The sequence below is a fragment of the Streptomyces sp. NPDC023481 genome (genome assembly GCF_055560195.1).
Map to the genome: position 1 here is coordinate 110,356 of NZ_JBVHJE010000016.1, position 19,127 is coordinate 129,482.

Consider the following 19,127-nt stretch of genomic DNA (forward strand, 5'->3'; position numbering starts at 1 on the left):
TGAGCCGCGTCGAACACCGTACCCGCCGACACGGGGGCTCCGCGCGTTGCGGGGGCCGCGTGGGGGCCTGGTAGTTAAGCGGTGACGCCTTCCGGCACGAGGAGCACAGGGGCGCCGCTGACGTGGGCCACGGCGTCGCTCACCCGCGGCGTGAACCAGGCGGTGAATATGTTCCGCTTGTGCGGGGCGAGAACCAGCAAGATCCGCCTCGGCCTCCTGGGCCGTCCGGGCGATGACGCCCGGCACCTCGGCGACCGTGCCTCGGCGAGATGACCGGCACCCCGGACTCCGGCGTCGGCGAGCGACTTGAGCGCGGCCTCGAGAACCTGCTGCGCAGCGCAGGTCTTCTCCAGGGGGACCGCGGTGAGGTGCTCGACGTCGGTGACGGCGATGTGCACCACGTGCACGACACCGCCCGCGCGGTGCTCATGCGAGCGGTGGCATCGGGCCGGTGTGGAACCGGGAGTGCAGGAAGACGAGAGGGGCCGCGGGCCGCCGCAGAACCACGTCGTCCACGTCGAGCAGCAGTTCGCCGTCGCCCACCGTGTGCACCGCGCGTACGCGTCCCGTCAGGGGCGACAGCGCCTCTGGATAGCGCGCGCCGTGCCGTCGGGGGCGAGGTCGGCCACGTCGCGGTCGTGGCCGAAGAGACGTTCGGGATGCGCACAGTCGCGCGACGGTGGCTTGGTGCTCCCCCAGGATTCGGGCTCCACTCGTCGTCCAGCTCGCATGCCGCGCAGCGCCCGGAAGTGCTGGTGCGGGTGCCGTGCTCGGGGCACTGTCCTTGGACGATGCGCTGCGCCGTCGCGCTCGGCGGCGTGGTGCCGGGCGCTGCCATGACGGCGTGGCGGACGCACTCGTTCTTCACCCTATGTGACGAATTGCCGGTTAGTCGCTGGAGGGCGGGGCAGAGGGCCCTGTGAAAGGCGGTGATTGTTGTGGACGAGAGGATTCGCCGGTACTTCATCCGTGCCTCGTTGATGGGGTTGCTGATCGGAGCTGTGTTCGGCTTCGCCTCGGGAGGTGTGTTCGGGGCGTTGGTGGGCGCGGGGATCGGTTTTGCCCTGGCCGCCGGCAGTGTCCTGTACTGGGGTGAACATGGTGGTGCGCGCCGTCGTCAGCCGACAGGTGAGGTGCCATCAGGTCGTTCGAACAGCCAGCACCTCAGGAGGGCTCGCCGGGTACCCAGCCAGAGGACGGGCACGTCGACTGGTTGGCCGTACCTGAACCACTGACCTCGCGAGCGGCTCGATCGGTTCCGCGTCGTCATTCATGTCTTCTGCCCTCTGTGCACTGTCGATTGGGCCAGTGCACAGAGGGCAGAAGGCGCCGCACGCGGGCAATCGTGCTCACGCACCGCCCCGGAGCAATGCGCCGGCTTGGATGCCGGCCGAAGGGTTCCGCTGGTAGTCGGCTCTACGCCTCCTACGGCCACTCCAAGCCCAAATCTCGCCGTGCGCCCATGTCCAGGGGCGGTTTTCCGATCGGTTGGTGGTGGGCCGGCCTGGGCTGATCAGTTTGGCGTTGGGGGCGATGGGGCTCTGAGGCGATCAGGTTCGTTGAGTGCTGCTATGCGGTCATCCATACAGGATGGCTGAGGGTGATGCCGAGAGTGCGCAGTCCGCTGTGGGCTCGCCGGTGGTAGATGGACGCTGCTGTGCGGGATGCAGATCGTCGTAGCCGGTGCACTGGTTGTACAGCCATTCGCCCAGGCAAGCTGGTGGTGGGGAAGCTGTGTTCGGGCCGCAAGTGGCTTCGTTGATCTCCAAGGGCAGCGTCTGTCGTCGGTTTCCGGAGGAAGTTGGTGATCAACCGGCTCTGAGATGTGGATGAGAAATGACGGCGCTGCGTGGATGCGAACGTCGAGACGGTCATCCGCCCGGAGGGTGGCTGGCTGGCCATCGAGGCAGGAAGCGGCAGCGGGCAGCACCTGTTTCCGAACTCCCGTGGCCGACTGAGAGAGTGCACCCCTTGATGCTCGCGGTTTCGACCGGCGTAATCACTTGACCCGGTCCGTACGGTGTTCGAGTGAAGGACACTCTGATAGACGAACTCCGCGCCGCGTATGACGCCCAACTCCGTGGTGTCACCCCGCCTGGCGGCAGCGTTCGCATCGAGAAGGACGGCCCATTGACCCGTGTCGTCGGTTGGCACCGAGGCTTCGTCACGGGCCCACGCGACCTCGGTGTGTACGGGGAAGAACTCGACACGCTCATAGCGCGGCAGCGTGACTTCTACGCTGCTCGCGGTGAGGCGGTCGAATGGAAGACTCGCGTTCACGATCTCCCCGCCGACCTCACCGATCGACTCGCTGCGGCCGGCTTCGTCGCTGAGGACAGCGAGACCGTGCTCATCGGGCGGTCCGCGGACGTTGCTGCCGATCCCGTCCTTCCCGACGGTGTGACCCTCCGCCGTGTCACCGCCAGATCAGACCTCCAGCGCGTCGCCGCTTTGGAGAGCACCGTCTGGGGCGAAGACTGGAGCTGGCTGGCCGACGACCTGGCCGCCCGGATCGAGAGCGCCCCGGAGAACACCATCGTCCTCGTCGCCGAGGCACGCACCGAAGTCGTCTGCGCCGCCTGGCTGGTGTTCAAGGACGGCGTCGACTTCGGCGGCCTCTGGGGCGGCTCAACTCGTAAGGAGTGGCGCGGACAGGGCATCTACCGGGCCCTGGTCGCCCATCGTGCCCAGCTCGCCGCTGCCCGCGCCGTCCCCTACGTTTACGTCGACGCCTCAGCCGACAGCGCCCCGATCCTCACCCGGCTTGGCCTGCACGCGGTCACCACGACGACACCGTACGTCTGGTCGCCGTGAGCTCAGCCGGCCTGAACTGGCGGGCAGGCCCGGGGCACGTCGCCAGTGTCGAGGCAGACCCCCTGGCCGGAACCGCGAGCCGGGCACTGGCCGCAGCCGGCGCCGCGGTGGACGTGCAGGTCGGCGACGGAAACCAGGGATGGGCGCCCACGAGCTCGCAGCGAATCCCACGGTGAGCAGCACCTCCCTGTACGACTACGGGATGACCGTCACGGACAGTGGTGTGGCCCAGTACAAATGGGTCAACGACACCGACAGCGGGCGCCGTTGGCCGATATCTGAAACGCACCGCTCATTCGGCCGAGGGCAGGCCGAGCAGGAACCGGCCGGTGATGTGGGGGGTGGGGGAGGGGCGGCGGCCCAGCAGCGCCCGTACCGCATCAGCTCGGTGGCGGTGACCGCGGTGTCGGTATCGAACGCCTCGACCCGGAGGAAGAGCAGGCCGGGCGGGACGGCGTCGCCGGCCGCCGGCGACAGCACCGACGCGTACAGCGTCGGCGCCGTTGTGTGGTCCAGGACGACCGCGACCCCCTCGGCAGGACGCAGCCGCTGCGGGGCGGCACCGAAGCCCGGGATCGCCCCTGCCAACGCTCCTCGCCCGGGCGTGAGGCGTCTACGAAGGGCGGCTTTCCCCACCTGGGCGGGGCTACCGACGCATTCCCGCCGCACTGGCACCGCCCGACACCGGCAGGAAGAGGCACGACCGTGCGGCCGCCGTCCTCGCCGCGACGCCCACCGCCGTCGACTACGGGCGCGGGCCTTGGCGGTGTACCGGGTCGGCCGCAGCCAGCCCTACCCGCGCTTGCCTCGGCGGTGAGAGCGGGGGCGGGGGTGGGCGGGAAGCCAGAACGTGCGGGACAGGACCTTCTGCTCGTGTTTGGTCCGTTCCCGGGTCAGTTCGTCCTTGAAGGGCCGCCCGTGCGTCCGTAGGGCCTGAGTGGTGAACCGTTCCGCGATCACGCAGAGATCCGCGGACTGCAGGGCGCTGACCAGGGCTGCCTGATCGGCGAGCGAGCGCGTGTGGATCGCGCGGTTCAGGACACGTTCCAGTACCTGTTCCCCGCACACGCTGCCGCCCGTCTGGAGCTGTTTGGCCAGCAGCGCGATGTCGAGGACCGGGCAGTAGATGTACCTGGTGCGGATGACCCCGTCGAGGGGGCCGGTGAGCCCGGCCGTCTCGAGGGCCAGGAGCAGGGACGTCAGCGGCGCGAGGTCCATGTCGTTGGCCAGTCGGCACAGGAGATCCTGGTCGGCGTACTGTGACTCTGACTTGGTGAGGGCCCTGAGGAACAGGGCAGCCTGGCCGACGAGTTCACCGTGCAGCATGCACCGGAAAACGGTCTCGGCGGGCTCGGTCAGGCCGTGGCGCTCCAGTTGGGTGAGCAGCGCCGCGGCCTTCGCCGGTGCGAGGACGTGGGCCACGGTCCGCAGCAGCGACCCCGCACCCATCGCCGTACCGTCCAGGTGGTGCAGCAGCTGGGCGATCTGGTCCGCCGTTCTCGTCTGCACGACCAGGACCAGCAGGTCCGCCGCGAACTGGTCACGGCCTGCCAGGTACAGCTCACTGATCAGGATGGCGACGTCGTCGACGGGGCGGTACCGCGCGGCCTGGGACAGCACTGACCAGTCGCGGCCGTCCCCGAGTGCCTGGACGAGGGGCATCAGATGGCCGATGCTGCGGGCTTGCGTCTCGGCGAAGACGGCCTCGGCGTCCGGCCCGAGGCCGTGGTCGGTCAGGGACCGTATGAACTCGGCGATGTCCGCTGCGGACCGCCCGGCCGCCGCCGCCCGCTGCAGGGCATCGGCCTGCTGGACCAGGTTCCTGTCGCGCAACGTGATGCTCAATGTCACCAGATCGGCAATGGTGCGCTGAGCGGCGGCGGCGGACATGGCGGCGTCCACCGCGTCGTCGAGTTCGCCGCCGGCCAGGGTGAGAGCCACCGACACCAGGTCGGGGACCGGACGGACCACGGCCGCTGCCCCCAGCAAACTCTCGGCGTGCCCGGGCAGGCCGGCCCGGTGCAGTGACAGGGCGAAGTCGGCCAAGTCCTCCGGCTGGTGGAACTCGACCGATGCCTGAACGAGGGTCACCACGTAGTCCTCCAGGCCATCCCGGAACAGTTCCCGGGCCAGGGTGCTGGTGTCATCGACCGAGCGCACCATCACCATGGCGGGCAGCGCGGTCCGCGCATACGCATCGAACCCCGCCTGCCGCAGCGCGCACAGGAACCCGGCCACCTCCTCGATGGTGCGGGACTGGCTGGCCGACCGCACCAGCTCACTCGCCAGGGCCTTACGAGTGCGCAGCTCCAGATCACCCACGGCGCGCACCAGCTCCGGCACCGAGGACCTGCGGTCGGCCTCCTCCAGCATCACCATGAGCGAGGGCGGCTCATCGTCCTCCCGCCCGGGCCCGGACACCTCCTGGACGGCTTCGAGCCGGACCTCCAGCCGGTGGCAGCGGTCCTCGGCGGCGATCAGCTCGGCACGGGTGACGGCCAGTGCCTCCTGGAGGTAGACGACCTGCTCCTGGAGGTCGCCACTCTCCTCCTGGAGCCGGGCGTACTCCCCCCGCCACAGCTGCACCTCGCCCCGGCGCGCCTCCAGCTGTGTCTCCAGTTTCCGGCACCGGCTCCGTACCTGGGCGAGGCGGGCCTCCCGGGCGAGCAGCGCCTCCTCCAGCGCACGCTGCCGCGTGGTAATACGACGGGTCTCCTCGTCTGCCTCGGCCAGCTGGTCCTGGAGGGCCTGCGCCTCGCTGCTGTGGCGGTTGCTCCTGAGCGCCGCCCGGTGCAGGTCCCGCAGCGCCGCCTCGGCCTCGAGGGTGAGGGGGGCCTGTTTCTCCTGGACGTCCGCGATGACCCCGGCGACGAAGTCCCACGGCGGGACCCGCCCACCGTTGAGGTAGCGGCTCACCGAGCCCGGGTCGAGAAACCGGCGGGCCGCATAGCGCCGCACGCTGACCTCGAGAAGCAGGAAGACCTGACGCAGATCCTCTGCCAGCGCCCGCTTCTCCGGGGGCAAGTCCTCCTTCAGAGCGGCCAACGTAACCGGCCGGCCCGGGGCGGCCCCGGTCGGCTCGCCAGGGTTGCGTACGTGTCCTTCGTACATTCCGCCAGTATCACTGGCTTCCAACCCCGCCAGGGAACAAAGCTGTTGCCACCCGGAGTGGCAACACCTCCGGACGCTGCCACTTCGGGCGGCAACACCCGCAACGCCTCTCGCTCGTCTCACCGCGGCCACGATGGGAGCGGAAACCGGCGTGAGCGAGAGGAAAAAGCATGAGCATCATCGACGAGGCCGGGCGGGCCCGGGCCACCCGCGCCTTCTGGCGCCGCCTCGCCCGTCAGGCGGCCCTCGGCGCCGCTGGGGCCGCCGGTTCGGGCGTCGTGAGCCTGCTGGTGTGGTGGCTGCGCGGGGGCTAGGCAGTTTCGTTTGGATCATCCGATCGTTGGTCTGGGTGTGCCGTTAACAGATGTGCAGTGGGCGCGAATCGAGCCGTTGCTCCCGGGCCGGACGCCGAAGCGGGGTGGACGCTGGCGTGACCACCGGGAGGTGATCGACGCGATCGCCTTCAAGTTCCAAACCGGAACGCAGTGGGTCCACCTGCCGGAGAAATACGGCAACTGGAGAGGTGTCTACAACCGGCTGCGGATGTGGGCCCTGGACGGCACCTGGGAGCGGGTATTTACCGCACTGATGGCCCAGGCCGACACAGACGATGACCTGGTCTGGGCCGTATCGGTGGACTCCACGATCGTGCGCGTCCACCAGCACGCGGCCGGAGCCCGCAAAAAGGGGCCCCGGCCGCAGAACCGGCCGACCATGCCATCGGCCGGTCCCGCGGCGGGCTGAGCACGAAGATTCACCTGGCAGCCGACGCTCGCTGTAGGCCCCTCGCGTTCGTTCTCACCGCCGGCCAGGCCGGCGACGCACCCGCTTTCACGGACGTGATGGCCCGCTTACGCGTCCCCCGCCGCCGCGGAAGACCACGGACCCGGCCGGACGTGGTCCTGGCGGACAAGGCGTACTCCTCACGTGCCATCCGCGACCACCTGCGCAAACGCGGCATCCGGACGGTGATCCCCGTTCCGGCTGACCAGCACGGCCACCGGCTGCGGCGCGGCAGTCACGGCGGCAGACCGCCGGCCTTCGACCGTGAGACCTACAAACAGCGCAACGCTGTCGAACGGTGCATCAACCGCCTCAAGCAATGGCGCGGCATTGCCACACGCTACGAGAAGACGGCAACCATGTACCTGGCCGGACTCCACGTCGCAGGCATCTTCTCCTGGTCGGCCCGGTGATCCGACCGGGATCGCCTAGCGGGCGAGACGGTCCGACGAGGTGGTCAGCTTGAAGCGAGCCGTGCCGTCGACGAGGCCGGCGGAGCTGTCTTGTCGTTCGAAGCCTGCCTTCTCCAGGACACGGGCGGAAGCCGCGTTGGAAGCCTCCGTGCTGGCAGTGATGGTGTGGACACCAGGAGCGCTGAGGGCGAACACGCAAAGAGCACGGGTGGCTTCGGTGGCGTAGCCCCGGGCGCGCCTGGAGGCGACCACGCCGTAGCCGATCTCCAGGATGCCGTCGGCGGGGGGCCAGAAGAGGCCGATCGAGCCGATGACGAGTCCGCTGGCGCGTTCGATGATGAGGCGGTGGCCCCAGACGCTCAGCCAGCCGGGGTTGTCGTCGAACAGGGCCGCAATGACGCGGTCGCCTTCCGCGGGGAAGTCCGGGGCCCAGCTGGCGGGCCGGCTGGTGCCGGTGACGACGGCGGCGGCCTCGGCCGCCGTCCAGGTGCGGAGCACGAGCCGCTGCGTGGTCAGCTCGTTCGGGCCGTCAAAGGTAGTGGGGTGCACGGATCTCTCCTGGTCAGAGTGTGTGACCCGGTCCGCGCTCTGTCAGCTGACGGACCGGAAAAGGGCATGCCGAAAAAGGCCGTTGACGGCCATATTCATCAACCTCCCCAGTTCGTGTCCGCGTTCACGCGGCTGCCGCGCTCGTGCGACGGTAACAGATGCCTCAGTACGCGCCGTTTCATCTGCGGCGGGCGGTTACCAGGGCGAACGAGAGGTATTCGCCGCCGTCCTGCGTCAACATGTCGATCACCGGCTGGTTCGCCTTCGCGGCGTCCGGCCCCTGCTCGGCGCAGGCACGCGCCCACAGCAGCCAGTCCCGCCAGGCATCTTCCTGGAGGCGCGCGGATGTGACGTCCACCAGTTCGGTGACCTCCCACTGGAACCGCCACCACTGGGGCGTGTGCCAGGCGATGGCCTCCCAGCCCACCACCGCCTCGATGTGGTCCGGGATCGCCCCGAGCTCGCGCACTTCCCTGGTCATCCCCGGTGTCGCCACGCCCAGCTGGCCGCCCGGCCGTAGGAACCGCACCAGGTAGGGGAGGTAGCCGTCCGCGGTGCCGAAGTATTCGAACGCGTCGATGCTGACGATCGCGTCGAAGCTCTCCGGCTCGAACGGCAGGACGTGCGCCTCGGCCCTCACAGCGGTCACCCGGTCGGCGACTCCTGCCTGGGCGAAGACCGCGGCAGCGTCCTCGGCCGGTATCCACCAGTCGGCCGCGACCACCTCAACGCCGTACTCACGGGCGAGGAATACCGACGTGGCTCCCTTGCCCGAGCCAAGGTCCAGCACCCTCATCCCGGGCCGCAGATCAAGATCTGCGGCCAGGTCCTCCAGGAGCCACAGCGGGTTCGGCCCCATGTCGAGGCCCACGAGCCAGGCAGGGTCATAACCAGAGGAACGCGGGTAGCGGCCAGGCCGTGCAAGATCATCCAATGCAGTCACGGACACACCCAAGCCCATGACACACGGACGCACAACCAAAAATCGTCCACCCCCCTCCGCACAGCACGCGGCCGTGCGCAACCGTCAAGCCCCAGCCATCACGCGAATCCCGATCCCCAGGTCGTCTGGTCAGCGAGATGATCCAAACGAAACGGCCTAGTAGTGCTTCGTTACGTCGGGTGATCTCGCCTGGTGGTGGGCATAGTCTCCGGTATGAGGTTGGGGGAGGTGGAACGGCTCCGGGGTGAGTTAGCGGAGTTCGTTGCCGATGTGTTCGCTTCGGTGCCGCGGCGGGATCAGCGGCGGTGGGGCGCTTGTTATCTGCGGGGGCTGATGCTGGACGGCCGGCGCAAGTCGATCCAGCCGATGGCCGAGCGGCTGCCGGACGGCAACATGCAGGCTCTGCAGCAGTTCGTGAACCAGTCGCCGTGGGATCCGCTTCCGGTGCGGCGGCGGATCGCCGAGCGGTTGTGCGAGGTGATCCGCCCCGATGTGTGGGTCGTCGATGATGTGTCGTTTCCCAAGTGCGGCACCGCTTCGGTCGGGGTGGCCCGGCAGTACTGCGGAGCGTTGGGCAAGCGGGCGAACTGCCAGGTCGCGGTCAGCGTCCACGCGGCCACCGACACCGCGTCGTGCCCGCTGGAGTGGGAGCTGTTCCTGCCCGAGGAATGGGTGCACGACGACAGGCGGCGGCAGCGGGCCGGGATCCCTGACGAGGTCGGGCATGCCTCCAAGACCCGACTGGCGCTCGGACTGCTGGACCGGCTGGCCGCGCAGGGCCTGGCGGTGCCGGTGATCGTCGCGGATGCCGGCTATGGCCGCAGTGTCTCCTTCCGGCTCGCGTTGGAAGAGCGCGGCTGGTCCTATGTCGTGGCCGTCGACCCGAAGGAGGTCGCACGACCTGCCGGCGCCGAGCCGTATCAACCCGCATACGGCGGGCTGGGGCCGCCGACCCTGGCCCGATACCGCGAGGCGCCCCGGCCGCTGCCGGGCCTCCTGGAGGAGGCTGTGTTCGAACAGGTCACCTGGCGGCAGGGCAGCAAAGGCAGGATGACCTCGCACTTCGCCGTGATCCACGTGCGCCCCTCGGGGAAGGAAGCCAGCCGCGCCGCCCAGGAACAAGCAGGCGGACGCAGTCGCTGGGACGGCGTGCTGCCCGTACGGACGCTGCTGGTCGAACGGCCCGAAGAAGCCGATGAGCCGACCGGTTACTGGATGACCAACCTCCCCGCCGACACCCCGGTCACCGGCCTGGTGCGGTGGGCGAAGATGCGCTGGCGGATCGAGCACGACTACCGCGAGCTCAAACACGGCCTGGGCCTGGACCACTTCGAAGGCCGCACCTGGCGCGGCTGGCACCACCACGTCACCCTCGTCACCGCCGCCCAGGCCTTCCTCACCCTCCGGCGGCTCGACCCAAAAGCCCAGCCGCCGGCCTGACCCTCTACCAGGTCCTCGATGCCCTCCAGGACCTGCTGAGGTGCTGGACCGGCACCTGCACCACCTGCGGCCGACCCCTCACCACCAGCAGAACCAGACCCAGAACAAACCTAACGAAGCACTACTAGCGCGTGTCTCCTTGACCGACCGGTCCTCTGCCGATGGTGAGTCGACCACATACGCACGCTCGTTGCCTACACCGGGGAAGCGTCGTTCAACGGGCATGAAACTCTTCAGCAAGTCGATTACGGCTGTCAGCCTCGCGACGGCGGCTCTCGGGAGCGGCTTTGTCGTTACAGTGCCTGCCTACGCCGGGGGCATCGGCGGTGCCCTGAGCCCCTCGTTCGGCAACACCTGCGGCAATTTTGACAACGCGGCCCGAGCCGTCGGCAACACCGTGGCCGGAACTGGTCTCGTCGGGGGGAACACCGCCGGACTTCCCGCAAACGTTGCCAGCAACCACTGCGGTGGTGCGGACGCTGATCCCTTGAACGGTTCCAGCGGGGAAGGCTTGCCCATTTTCGGCCTCACCGGCTCATGAGCCGGTGCTAGCTGCAGCGTGTCTCTTTGATGAGTTGATCAGTTGATCGGATGTGTCCGTCCGATTAGTGATCACTGATGCGATGTGGGACCGGATCGAGCCGCTGATGCCGGCCGATCCGGTCCGCGGCCGGCGGTGGGCCGACCACCGCCGCACCCTTGAGGCCATCGCCTGGAAGTACCGCACCAACTCGCCCTGGCGGGACCTGCCGAACGAGCTCGGCCCGTTCCAGACCGCCCACAAACGCCTGATCAGATGGGCCGTCGACGGCACCTGGGAGAAGATCCTCGCCGCCGTCCTGTCGGCGGCGGATGCCGACGACGACATCGACTGGACCGTGTCAGTGGACTCCACGGTTGTCCGGGCCCACCAGCACGCCGCCGGCGCACGCAAAAGGGGGCGACCCGCCCCGGCGAGCCCGCCGATCACGCACTCGGACGCTCACGCGGAGGGCTGACCACCAAAGTCCACCTCGCCGCGGATGGTGGAGCCCGGCCGCTCGCCTTCACCGTCACCGCAGGCCAGGCCGGTGACGCACCCGCCTTCGAGACGGTAATGTCCCGCATCCGCGTGCCCCGCAACGGACCGGGCCGGCCGCGAACGCGTCCCCTCGCCGTGCTCGCCGACCGCGCCTACTCATCCCGCGCCATCCGCAAGCACCTACGACGCCGGGGCATCCGGGCGGTCATCCCGCAGCCGTCGGACCAGATCGGCCACCGCCTGCGGCGGGGCCGCCGAGGCGGCCGCCCACCAGGCTTCGACCGCGAGGCATACAAACAGCGGAACACCGTCGAGCGGTGCATCAACCGTCTCAAGCAGTGGCGCGGCCTGGCCACACGGACCGACAAACTCGCCATCGCCTACCAGGCTGCACTCCACCTCGCCGGCATCCTCATCTGGACCCGACGCTGACCAAAGAGACAGAACCTAGGTGTGCTGTCCCGGGACGTTGGTGCCACGCGTGCTGGGTGCTGGAACAGGTGAGGGCCTTCTGGGTTCGGTGTGGATGTGCGACATCTACCGCCGACCGCCAGGAGGCCCCCGTGTCTCGCCGCAACGCCCCGCCCACCCCGACCGGCAGGCTGCGTCTGACCCGGTGTGTCGTGGAGGACGGATGGCCGCTGCGGCGGGCCGCGGAGCGCTTCCAGGCCAGCCCGCTGGTGTACGCCACGGGCATCGCCGGCCAGGTCAGCCACACCACCGCCGTCCGCTACCGACAGCTGGGCGAGGCCGGCATGCGGGACCGTTAGCCGCCCGCACCACAGCCCGCGCCAGATCCCGACCGCGGTCGAACAGCATGTGGTGCGGCTGCGGAGCGAACACCGGATCGGTCCGGTGCGGCTGGCGGCCCGCACGGGCATCGCCGCGTCCACCGCCCTCCGCATCCTCGTCCGGCACGACCTGGCCGCCCTGGCCCTCTGCGACCGGGCCACCGGCGAACTCGTACGCCGATACGAGCGTGCCCGGCCGGGCGACCTCATCCACGGCCCGGTTGCGTCGGCCTTCGGCAAGCCCTGGGTGCGATGCCAGCCGCCGTCGGGGATGCGGCCGAGCTTCTTGACGTCGATGTGCCAGGCAGCCTTTCCCGACTGGCTGGACCGGTACAACTACCACCGATCCCACACCGACATCGACGGACACCCACCAGCCAGCCGCGTCACCAACCTGTCCGAACAGCACAGCCAGGTCCTGTCTGAAAAATGATCACCGAGCGGGGATGTGCGTGCTCGGTCCAATCGCCTTGCCGTCCCGACGCTGGCCAGTGATTCTGGGCAGGTGCCAGGACAGAGGAAAAGAAGGCGGCGACACGTGACCGAGAGGCGGCGGCTCGCTGCTCACACCGCGCCGGACGCGGGACAGTGGGAAGTGATCGTTGAGACTCGGAACCAGGCGGAGATGCGAAGGCAGTTGCTCCAGCTTCGGGAGGCAGGAGCCGACGGGTCGATGATCCGGATCGAAACGCTGTGCGGGCGCCTGGCGCTCCCGACCGCCTTCCGGCTGAGCCGGTTCGTGACGGACACCGCGTGGGAGTCCGGGCACGAGCAGTCTGATCACTGATCTTGTGGCAGGTCGAGGTGAGTTGACGGATGCGGCGTGGGAGCGAATAGAGCCCCTGTTGCCCCGGGGTGGATGGGCGTGGCCGTCCGTGGCGTGATCATCGGCAGGTGGTCAACGGCGCGCTGCGGCGGCTGCGGATCGGGACTCCGCGGCGCGATCTGCCCGAGCGACGCCGCAGATCGACGGCCAGCGGGCGGGCGAGCCGGAGCTGGGTGTAGGCGGCGATCACAAGCCACGTCCACCGGTCTGCCGCCTGGGGGCTGCGCAGCCGGGGCTTGGTCCGTCCGAGCGTCTACTTGAACAGGCGAAACATTGTGCTCGATGTCGAAGCGGCGCAGGAAGGACTGCCAGCAGCGGTCAAGGTCCGCCGTGGTGGCGGCGGTGCCCGCCCATCACAGCCAGAGCGGCTTGTTCACCCCGCCGCAGGGCAACTTCTCCACGGCGAGGCGGATGACGGTGCCCTCGATGATGGGCAGCGGCCCTTCGTGGTCGAGCCAGGCCGCCCGCCGGGTCAGTCTCCTGGAGCGCCGAGCAGGCCATGACCGTCACCGACACCCGCCGCTACGGGAAGGCGACAGCCCAGGCATGGGACCGGCTCCACCCGAGCCCTGTCCTACGACCGCCGAAGCACGGCTGGTACTCCTTGAGCGACGGCGTCGGCCGGCGCATCACCCGGTCCGACCGCGGTCGGCCCAGGGCCTCGACGGGCAGGTCGCCCGGCAGGTGGGCGATGGGAGACGCGCCGTAGCCGGCGTCCTGTACGACCAGGACGTTTGGGTCGCCGGGCTGCCACTGGCCGGCGGCAACGAGACGTTCAACGACCTCGCGGAGTTGGCCCGTGGTCACCGCGGCGACGTCGGCTCTGGTGTCCAGGCGGACCGCGTCCAGTGCCGCCGTCCACGAGGTGCGGCCGCCCTCCAGAGCAGCCACGATTGAGTACGGCCAGCCCGGGACCATCTGGTGCATTGCCCCGCCGCGGCCGACCGTACGGCAGATGGCCCGGTCAGGGAAGGTGTTGGCGTCCGGCCGCGGCCACGTCGAGATGTCCGCGGCCAGCACCATCCGACCGTCTGCCGCCTTCGCAACGGCAGAGAGGCCAGGGTGCGACGCAGTCGGGCCACGTCGATCAACCCCTGGCTGAGGCCTTCATAGAGGGCCCCGTGCCCCCGGCGGTGTTCCGGCGCGAGCGCCAGGTCAACCAGCGTCCGCACCGGCCTGCCCGTGCACAGCAACGCGTCGCATCACTCACCTACCAACGGCTGCTGGCCCGCAACCACCTAACCCACCTCGAAGCCGACGGCTCGTGGTCCGGGCCACAGGATCCCGAGCGGCACTCGTACTACTCCTACGGCGCGGTCTTCACCGAGGTCGCGGTGGACGCGAAGCTGGGCCTGGTGCGGGTGCGGCGAATGCTCGGCGTGTACGAGTGCGGTCGCATCGTCAGCCCCAAGCTCGCCGACAGCCAGGCCCTGGGCGGCACGGTCGGCGGCATCGGCCAAGCCCTCCTGGAGCACACGGTCACCGACCACCGTGACGGCCGCATCGTCAACGCCGACCTCGCCGGCTACCTGGTCCCGGTCAACGCCGACATCCCCGAGATCAAGGCGATCTACCTGGAGGGCGAGGACATCCAGGCCGACCCGCTCGGCGTGAAGGGAGTCGGAGAGATCGTCCAGGTCGGGGTGGCGGCCGCCATCGCCAACGCGGTCTTCAACGCCACCGGAGGGCGGATCCGCGAATTACCCATCACCGCAGAGGCGTTGCTCTGAACCGCGGCGCCCCTCACCGCTGAGGAGCGGCCCAGGAGCCCGGGCGCTCCATGCTCGTCCGGCAGGCGGTCCCCCGTCCGGCTGCCGGACCTCCTCGGGAGGCTGCCGTCCCGTACCCGCCTCGTCGGGCGCGGCCGCGGGCCGCCCGTCTCTCCGATCCCCTCGACCCACACGGAGAAGATCCACCCATGCTGAACATCGCGGAGACGCGGAACCGTTGCCGCGAAGCTCGTCCCTTCGCCCTGGCCACCGCCGCCTGCGTCTGCGGCTCGAACCGCTTGCTCCACCGCGGCGTTGAGGTGATCGGGCCACTCAGGGCTGATTCCATACAAGCGTATAGCGCCAGAACAAACGTCGTCGCAGCCGTGCGCCAGGGAGGACGTCTCTGGCTTCGCGGACGATCTCGCCAAAGGTCATATCCGCTGGGCGAGTAGGGGCCGTCATCGAGACGGGCCGCTGCGAGGGGCGCCCCTTGTTCTTCAACCAGCCCATGGCAGCGTTGGCCGGAATGGCGACCACACCGAGCAAGCGGTCCACAGGTGTCTGAGCCCGAGACAGGCCGACGATCACCAGGGTCCCTCCCGGCGCCAGATGACGGCGGAAACGGGTGAGCGCCCGGGTGAACGGAAGGTGATGGATCGTGGCGACGCACGTGATGACGTCGTAAGGGCCGACAGGAAGCTCGGCTATTGCATCCGCGACGGTGAAAGTGACGGGGAGCCCGGAAGGAGTCAGCTTCTGGGCCTGGGCTGCGATCACCGGGTCGGAATCGACGGCCTGCACAGTGTGGGCTCGTTCGGCCAAGAGTCTTGCAAGATCACCGCTGCCGGAACCCACGTCCAGGGCGAGACCGAAACGCCTCGGCAACTGCCGCAGGATCCAGCGATGGTAATGGGCGTTGTGATCCCAGGGATACGCGGCGTTGAACCGTTCAAGCACCCGCAGGACACGAGGCGACAAGATCTTCATCGTCCCAGTCCATCAAGTACCTGCGGCATGCACACCCTGTCCCGGAACAAACATTACTCGCTCCCGGCCTGCCGGACACAGTCCAAGGAAGCGAGTTGAAGAACACCTGCGAACCGCTGCCTCGGCACGGCCGCCGCTCCTGCGAGAGCGGCGGGCCGGCGCCGGTGACGGTCACCGAGCGCAGGTGTGGGGCCCCGGGCGGGGACCCAGCGACGCCAGCGGGTGTCACGCAGCTTGCACATTGCTAGTGCTGTGACCGGGAAGGTTCGCCGGCTCAGCTGTTCCGGCGGTTGGATGTGCGGTGACGTCCGCTGATCCGACTGCTGGGGGTGCGGTGGAAGAGCCTGCCCGTGTGCGCAGGTTGACCGACCAGGAGGGGCAGAAGCTGCAGCAGATCGTCCGCCGGGGCAGCACCAGTTCGGTGCGCTACCGGCGCGCCATGATGCTGCTGGCCTCGGCCGGCGGGAACCGGGTGCCGGTGATCGCCCAGCTGGTACAGGCCGACGAAGACACCGTCCGTGACGTGATCCACCGGTTCAACGACATCGGGTTGGCCTGCCTTGACCCTCAGTGGGCGGGAGGCCGCCCCCGCCTACTCGATCCTGACGACGAAGACTTCGTTGTGCTGACGGCCACCACACGAGCGACCAAGCTCGGCCAGCCCTTCACCCGCTGGTCAATCCGCAAACTCGCCGCCTACCTGCGCAAAGTCCACGGCCGCGCCATCCGCATCGGACGCGAGGCATTACGTTGCCTGCTCGCCCGCCGCGGCACCACCTTCCAACGCACCAAGACCTGGAAGGAGTCCCCGGACCCCGACCGCGACACCCAGCTCGACCGCATCGAGCACCTCCTGGAGCGCTTCCCGGACCGTGTGTTCGCGTTCGACGAGTTCGGCCCGCTCGGCATCCGCCCCTCTGGCGGCTCGTCCTGGGCCCCTGCCGGTCACCCCGAGCGGCACCCCGCGACCTACCACCGCACCCACGGCTGAGGTACTTCCACGGCCGCTACTCGATCGGCGACGACACCCTGTGGGGCGTCAACCGCCGCAAGAAGGGGGCCGCGAACACCCTGGCCGCACTCAGGTCGATCCGCGCGGCCCGCCCGGACGGCGCCCCGATCTACGTGATCCTGGACAACCTCTCCGCGCACAAAGGCGAGACAAGCCGGCGCTGGGCCAGGAAGAACCGCCTGGAGCTGTGCTTCACCCCGACCTACGCGTCCTGAGCCAACCCGATCGAGGCCCACTTCGGACCACTGCGACAGTGCACCGTCGCCAACTCGAACCACCGCAACCACACCGTCCAGACCAGGGCCCTTCACGCCTACCTACGCTGGCGCAACAAGAATGCACGACACCCCGACGTCCTTAACGCCCATCGACGTGAACGCGCCCGTATCCGCAGTGAGAAGGGCATCCGCTGGGGAGGACGGCTGGCGAAAGTCGCGTGACCCTCCGAGCGGCAACAACGACACTGACGCCATGACCGTTGATCGTGAGGCGCTTCAGACCAGCTGGAACCGCACCCGTGGCCACCTCGACGCCGCCAGGGAACACCTGACGGGCCTGCCGGGCATCGACCTCTCAGCGACGCTGGAGTTCCTGCAGCACAACGAGCTGGGACTTGCCTTCGACTGCCTGATCGATCTCGGAGACGACCTCGACCTGCCGCTCTCCTTCTGGCAGCACCTGGACCGGGCGGCTCGTGAGATGCGCCTCTACAGCGAAGCGCTGCACAAGCCCCACCTCACGGCCGCCGACCTCTGCCGCCGTCACCTCGCCGCCGCAACCGAGCAGGAGTGACCCGCCAACCGGGCGAACCTTCCCGGTCAGAGCACTAGCTGGATGCCTCCGTGCCGGTATCGGGGCGTCGACGTGGAAGCGGCGCTGCGTGAGGGCTGCCCTCGGACTGAAGGAGAGGCGTTCAGGGGCGGGTAGACAGATACTCGCTGCACAGATAATCTTCCCGCAGACAATATTTCTGACCGGGAGGCCGCTCATGTGGACCTACGAGCACAGCATCGAGACCGACGCCGCACCCGAGGCGATCTGGCGCCTGTGGGCCGACGTGGAGAACTGGGGAGTCTGGAACGCCGACATCGCGAGCATCCGGATCAACGGCCCGTTCGCGGCGGACGCTGAGATCGTGATGACGTCGGCCGGCCAGGACCCGGTGCACCTGATCGTCGCTGAGGCGACAGCCAACGAACTGTTCGTGGACGAGGCCCGGTTCGACGGTCTGCTCCTGCGCACCACTCATCGGCTCGACCAGGGCGAGTTGGGCCGCATTCGAGTGACATACCGGATGGAGATCACCGGCACCGGCGCCGATCAGCTCGGCCCGCAGATCGGTCCGGCCGTCACCGCGGACTGGCCCGAGACCATGGCCGCCCTGGTCAAGCTGGCACAGAACTGATGGCCCTCACCCCCGGAGACAGCCCCGGATTCCTGCTCTGGCATGCCACGCTGCGCTGGCAGCGCGATATCGCCGCGGCCCTCGGACCCCTGGGCCTCACCCACGTCCAGTTCGTCCTACTTGCCTGCACCTGGTGGCTGAACACGCAGGGCGAACACCCCAACCAGCAGACTCTGGCCCGCCAGGCCGGCACCGATGTGAAGATGACCTCACAGGTACTGCGCGCCTTGGAGGCCAAGGGGTTGATCGAGCGCGAGGTCGACCCCGCCGATACCCGGGCCAAACGGCTGCGTGTCACCACCGTCGGTGCCGAGCTGGCCCCGCGCGCGATCGCCGCCGTCGAAGACGTCGACGCACGCTTCTTCCAACCGGTGGCGCACGACGACGCCGTGACCTTGCTCAACCGCCTGGCCAACCCTGAATCCTGAATCCTGAAGCCCCCAAGCAGGCACTGTCAGCCCCCGAACCCGCCGACCAGCGGCGTCCACGTGACAGCCCTCCCCGATGCCGAGGAGCGGCGACTCCCTGGTGACCGTCCGCTCCGCCGTGCCGGTTTCGCTGCGGTCCCGCGAGTGCCATCAACTGAGGAAGATGGCTGTCGGCCACAAGAGCCCGCTGCCGGGCCGAGGTGGTGATCGCGGCAGCCCGCGGCCGCTCCAACGTCCGGTTCCCCCGGATACCGGCCTGCACACGGTTGGCCCGACCGGCGGTCGGGCAGGTCGCTACCTCCGCATCCGGAGGTAGCGACCTACGGCGTGTGTGGGTTACTTGAACCAGTAGCGGACGCCGTGGTGGTGTGAGCAGGTGCCCTGGGAGTGCCGGGAGTAGGACAGCGAGGCGTCCTTGCACTTGGCGGTCTCGTATATGTCCTTGGGCTTTTGGTGGTGCGTCCAGCCGCACGCTCCGGTGGTGTGCCGGACGCAGTGGTGGGCGGTGTTCTTGGACGGCAGTGGCGTCGAAGCGGACGCGGTCTGCGCGCTGAAGAGCACGCCGGCCAACGCGACTGTCAGGGCTGAGACGGCAAGACGAGAGCGCAAAGGGACCCCCCTTTTGTAATCGAACAAGAGCAGAGGGACTCTATACGGGGTTCAACCACCTGGGTGGCGAGATGCCAGATCTGCCGAGGTGGCCTCAGACGGGCGGCAGGGGGCGGAGTCCGCCGCTGAGGGCTGCCCACCAGGGCGCCATGGCGGCCATGCCATCCACCAGTCCGGCGCCCGCGCGGTGACTTCACCGCCTACACCCTCGGTCCGGTCTCCAAGTGCTATGCGTCGCGTGAGGGGACACGGGCGGCGAGCTCGGCCGCGAAGCGGCGGGCCT

The 19,127-nt window shown here is 68.9% G+C and carries 17 protein-coding genes and 6 pseudogenes; 14 read left to right on the top strand and 9 right to left on the bottom strand.

Annotated features, from left to right (window positions below; genetic code table 11):
* Nucleotides 1-74: 74 nt before the first annotated feature.
* Together ACZ3ZD_RS27925 and ACZ3ZD_RS27930 are read right to left on the bottom strand one after the other, a co-directional pair.
* Nucleotides 75-401: a universal stress protein gene (locus ACZ3ZD_RS27925; protein WP_467402840.1), complete on the bottom strand. Its 327-nt coding sequence runs from the start codon at nucleotides 399-401 to the stop codon at nucleotides 75-77.
* A gap of 25 nt (nucleotides 402-426) precedes the next feature.
* Nucleotides 427-552: a hypothetical protein gene (locus tag ACZ3ZD_RS27930; RefSeq protein WP_467402843.1), complete on the bottom strand. Its 126-nt coding sequence runs from the start codon at nucleotides 550-552 to the stop codon at nucleotides 427-429.
* Nucleotides 553-2,028: 1,476 nt separating this feature from the next.
* Between ACZ3ZD_RS27930 and ACZ3ZD_RS27935 the strand changes: the two genes are divergently transcribed.
* The gene (locus ACZ3ZD_RS27935) at nucleotides 2,029-2,814 is read left to right on the top strand and encodes a GNAT family N-acetyltransferase (RefSeq protein ID WP_467402845.1); all 786 of its coding nucleotides are present in this window, start codon (nucleotides 2,029-2,031) and stop codon (nucleotides 2,812-2,814) included.
* A gap of 195 nt (nucleotides 2,815-3,009) precedes the next feature.
* On the opposite strand, the gene ACZ3ZD_RS27940 is transcribed toward ACZ3ZD_RS27935, so the two are convergent.
* Complete coding sequence (locus ACZ3ZD_RS27940; protein ID WP_467402849.1) at nucleotides 3,010-3,402, bottom strand: hypothetical protein; 393 nt, start codon at nucleotides 3,400-3,402, stop codon at nucleotides 3,010-3,012.
* 204 nt (nucleotides 3,403-3,606) lie between these two features.
* Nucleotides 3,607-5,838, bottom strand: a complete 2,232-nt coding sequence (locus ACZ3ZD_RS27945; RefSeq protein ID WP_467402851.1) for an ATP/GTP-binding protein — start codon at nucleotides 5,836-5,838, stop codon at nucleotides 3,607-3,609.
* A gap of 257 nt (nucleotides 5,839-6,095) precedes the next feature.
* On the opposite strand from ACZ3ZD_RS27945, the gene ACZ3ZD_RS27950 reads away from it, so the two are divergent.
* On the top strand, nucleotides 6,096-6,239 hold the full coding sequence (locus ACZ3ZD_RS27950; protein ID WP_467402854.1) for a hypothetical protein: 144 nt from the start codon (nucleotides 6,096-6,098) through the stop codon (nucleotides 6,237-6,239).
* Nucleotides 6,240-6,261: 22 nt separating this feature from the next.
* Nucleotides 6,262-7,121, top strand: a pseudogene (locus tag ACZ3ZD_RS27955) (IS5 family transposase).
* A 15-nt stretch (nucleotides 7,122-7,136) separates the two neighbouring features.
* On the opposite strand, the gene ACZ3ZD_RS27960 reads toward ACZ3ZD_RS27955, so the two are convergent.
* Together ACZ3ZD_RS27960 and ACZ3ZD_RS27965 are read right to left on the bottom strand one after the other, a co-directional pair.
* Complete coding sequence (locus ACZ3ZD_RS27960) at nucleotides 7,137-7,670, bottom strand: GNAT family N-acetyltransferase (RefSeq protein WP_467402856.1); 534 nt, start codon at nucleotides 7,668-7,670, stop codon at nucleotides 7,137-7,139.
* A 178-nt stretch (nucleotides 7,671-7,848) separates the two neighbouring features.
* Nucleotides 7,849-8,631, bottom strand: coding sequence for an SAM-dependent methyltransferase (locus ACZ3ZD_RS27965; RefSeq protein ID WP_467402860.1), 783 nt, complete (start codon nucleotides 8,629-8,631; stop codon nucleotides 7,849-7,851).
* Nucleotides 8,632-8,826: 195 nt separating this feature from the next.
* Between ACZ3ZD_RS27965 and ACZ3ZD_RS27970 the strand changes: the two genes are divergently transcribed.
* The 6 genes and pseudogenes from ACZ3ZD_RS27970 to ACZ3ZD_RS27995 all read left to right on the top strand — a co-directional run.
* Nucleotides 8,827-10,053 carry an IS701 family transposase gene (locus tag ACZ3ZD_RS27970; RefSeq protein ID WP_467402863.1) on the top strand — a complete coding sequence of 409 codons (1,227 nt, stop codon included), beginning with the start codon at nucleotides 8,827-8,829 and terminating at the stop codon, nucleotides 10,051-10,053.
* Between the two features lie 223 nt (nucleotides 10,054-10,276).
* Complete coding sequence (locus tag ACZ3ZD_RS27975) at nucleotides 10,277-10,594, top strand: hypothetical protein (protein ID WP_467402865.1); 318 nt, start codon at nucleotides 10,277-10,279, stop codon at nucleotides 10,592-10,594.
* An 82-nt stretch (nucleotides 10,595-10,676) separates the two neighbouring features.
* Nucleotides 10,677-11,506 (top strand): IS5 family transposase gene (locus tag ACZ3ZD_RS27980; RefSeq protein WP_467403137.1). Its coding sequence is split into 2 segments (ribosomal slippage): nucleotides 10,677-11,015 and nucleotides 11,018-11,506, totalling 828 coding nucleotides; the frame shifts between segments, so codons are not numbered across the junction.
* Between the two features lie 131 nt (nucleotides 11,507-11,637).
* Nucleotides 11,638-11,841, top strand: a pseudogene (locus ACZ3ZD_RS27985) (hypothetical protein); the annotation flags it as partial.
* Nucleotides 11,842-11,896: 55 nt separating this feature from the next.
* Nucleotides 11,897-12,298: a hypothetical protein gene (locus ACZ3ZD_RS27990; RefSeq protein ID WP_467403153.1), complete on the top strand. Its 402-nt coding sequence runs from the start codon at nucleotides 11,897-11,899 to the stop codon at nucleotides 12,296-12,298.
* A 358-nt stretch (nucleotides 12,299-12,656) separates the two neighbouring features.
* A pseudogene (locus ACZ3ZD_RS27995) lies at nucleotides 12,657-12,822 on the top strand (transposase); the annotation flags it as partial.
* Between the two features lie 391 nt (nucleotides 12,823-13,213).
* On the opposite strand, the pseudogene ACZ3ZD_RS28000 reads toward ACZ3ZD_RS27995, so the two are convergent.
* Nucleotides 13,214-13,863, bottom strand: a pseudogene (locus tag ACZ3ZD_RS28000) (transposase).
* Nucleotides 13,864-13,899: 36 nt separating this feature from the next.
* On the opposite strand from ACZ3ZD_RS28000, the pseudogene ACZ3ZD_RS28005 reads away from it, so the two are divergent.
* A pseudogene (locus ACZ3ZD_RS28005) lies at nucleotides 13,900-14,421 on the top strand (xanthine dehydrogenase family protein molybdopterin-binding subunit); the annotation flags it as partial.
* 312 nt (nucleotides 14,422-14,733) lie between these two features.
* Here the strand turns inward: ACZ3ZD_RS28005 and ACZ3ZD_RS28010 are convergent.
* Nucleotides 14,734-15,390 (bottom strand): class I SAM-dependent methyltransferase, encoded by a 657-nt coding sequence (locus tag ACZ3ZD_RS28010; RefSeq protein ID WP_467402867.1) that lies wholly within the window; start codon nucleotides 15,388-15,390, stop codon nucleotides 14,734-14,736.
* Nucleotides 15,391-15,724: 334 nt separating this feature from the next.
* Between ACZ3ZD_RS28010 and ACZ3ZD_RS28015 the strand changes: the two are divergent.
* From ACZ3ZD_RS28015 to ACZ3ZD_RS28030, 4 genes and pseudogenes are all read left to right on the top strand, one after another.
* Nucleotides 15,725-16,842, top strand: a pseudogene (locus ACZ3ZD_RS28015) (IS630 family transposase).
* Nucleotides 16,843-16,873: 31 nt separating this feature from the next.
* Nucleotides 16,874-17,194, top strand: a complete 321-nt coding sequence (locus ACZ3ZD_RS28020) for a MafI family immunity protein (RefSeq protein ID WP_467402870.1) — start codon at nucleotides 16,874-16,876, stop codon at nucleotides 17,192-17,194.
* Between the two features lie 196 nt (nucleotides 17,195-17,390).
* Nucleotides 17,391-17,807 (top strand): SRPBCC family protein, encoded by a 417-nt coding sequence (locus ACZ3ZD_RS28025; protein WP_467402872.1) that lies wholly within the window; start codon nucleotides 17,391-17,393, stop codon nucleotides 17,805-17,807.
* The gene (locus tag ACZ3ZD_RS28030; protein WP_467402874.1) at nucleotides 17,807-18,235 is read left to right on the top strand and encodes a MarR family winged helix-turn-helix transcriptional regulator; all 429 of its coding nucleotides are present in this window, start codon (nucleotides 17,807-17,809) and stop codon (nucleotides 18,233-18,235) included. Before ACZ3ZD_RS28025 ends, ACZ3ZD_RS28030 begins: the two co-directional genes overlap by 1 nt.
* Before the next feature lie 336 nt (nucleotides 18,236-18,571).
* Here the strand turns inward: ACZ3ZD_RS28030 and ACZ3ZD_RS28035 are convergent, their stop codons facing one another.
* Nucleotides 18,572-18,796, bottom strand: coding sequence for a DUF3761 domain-containing protein (locus tag ACZ3ZD_RS28035; protein WP_467402877.1), 225 nt, complete (start codon nucleotides 18,794-18,796; stop codon nucleotides 18,572-18,574).
* Nucleotides 18,797-19,127 lie beyond the last annotated feature (331 nt).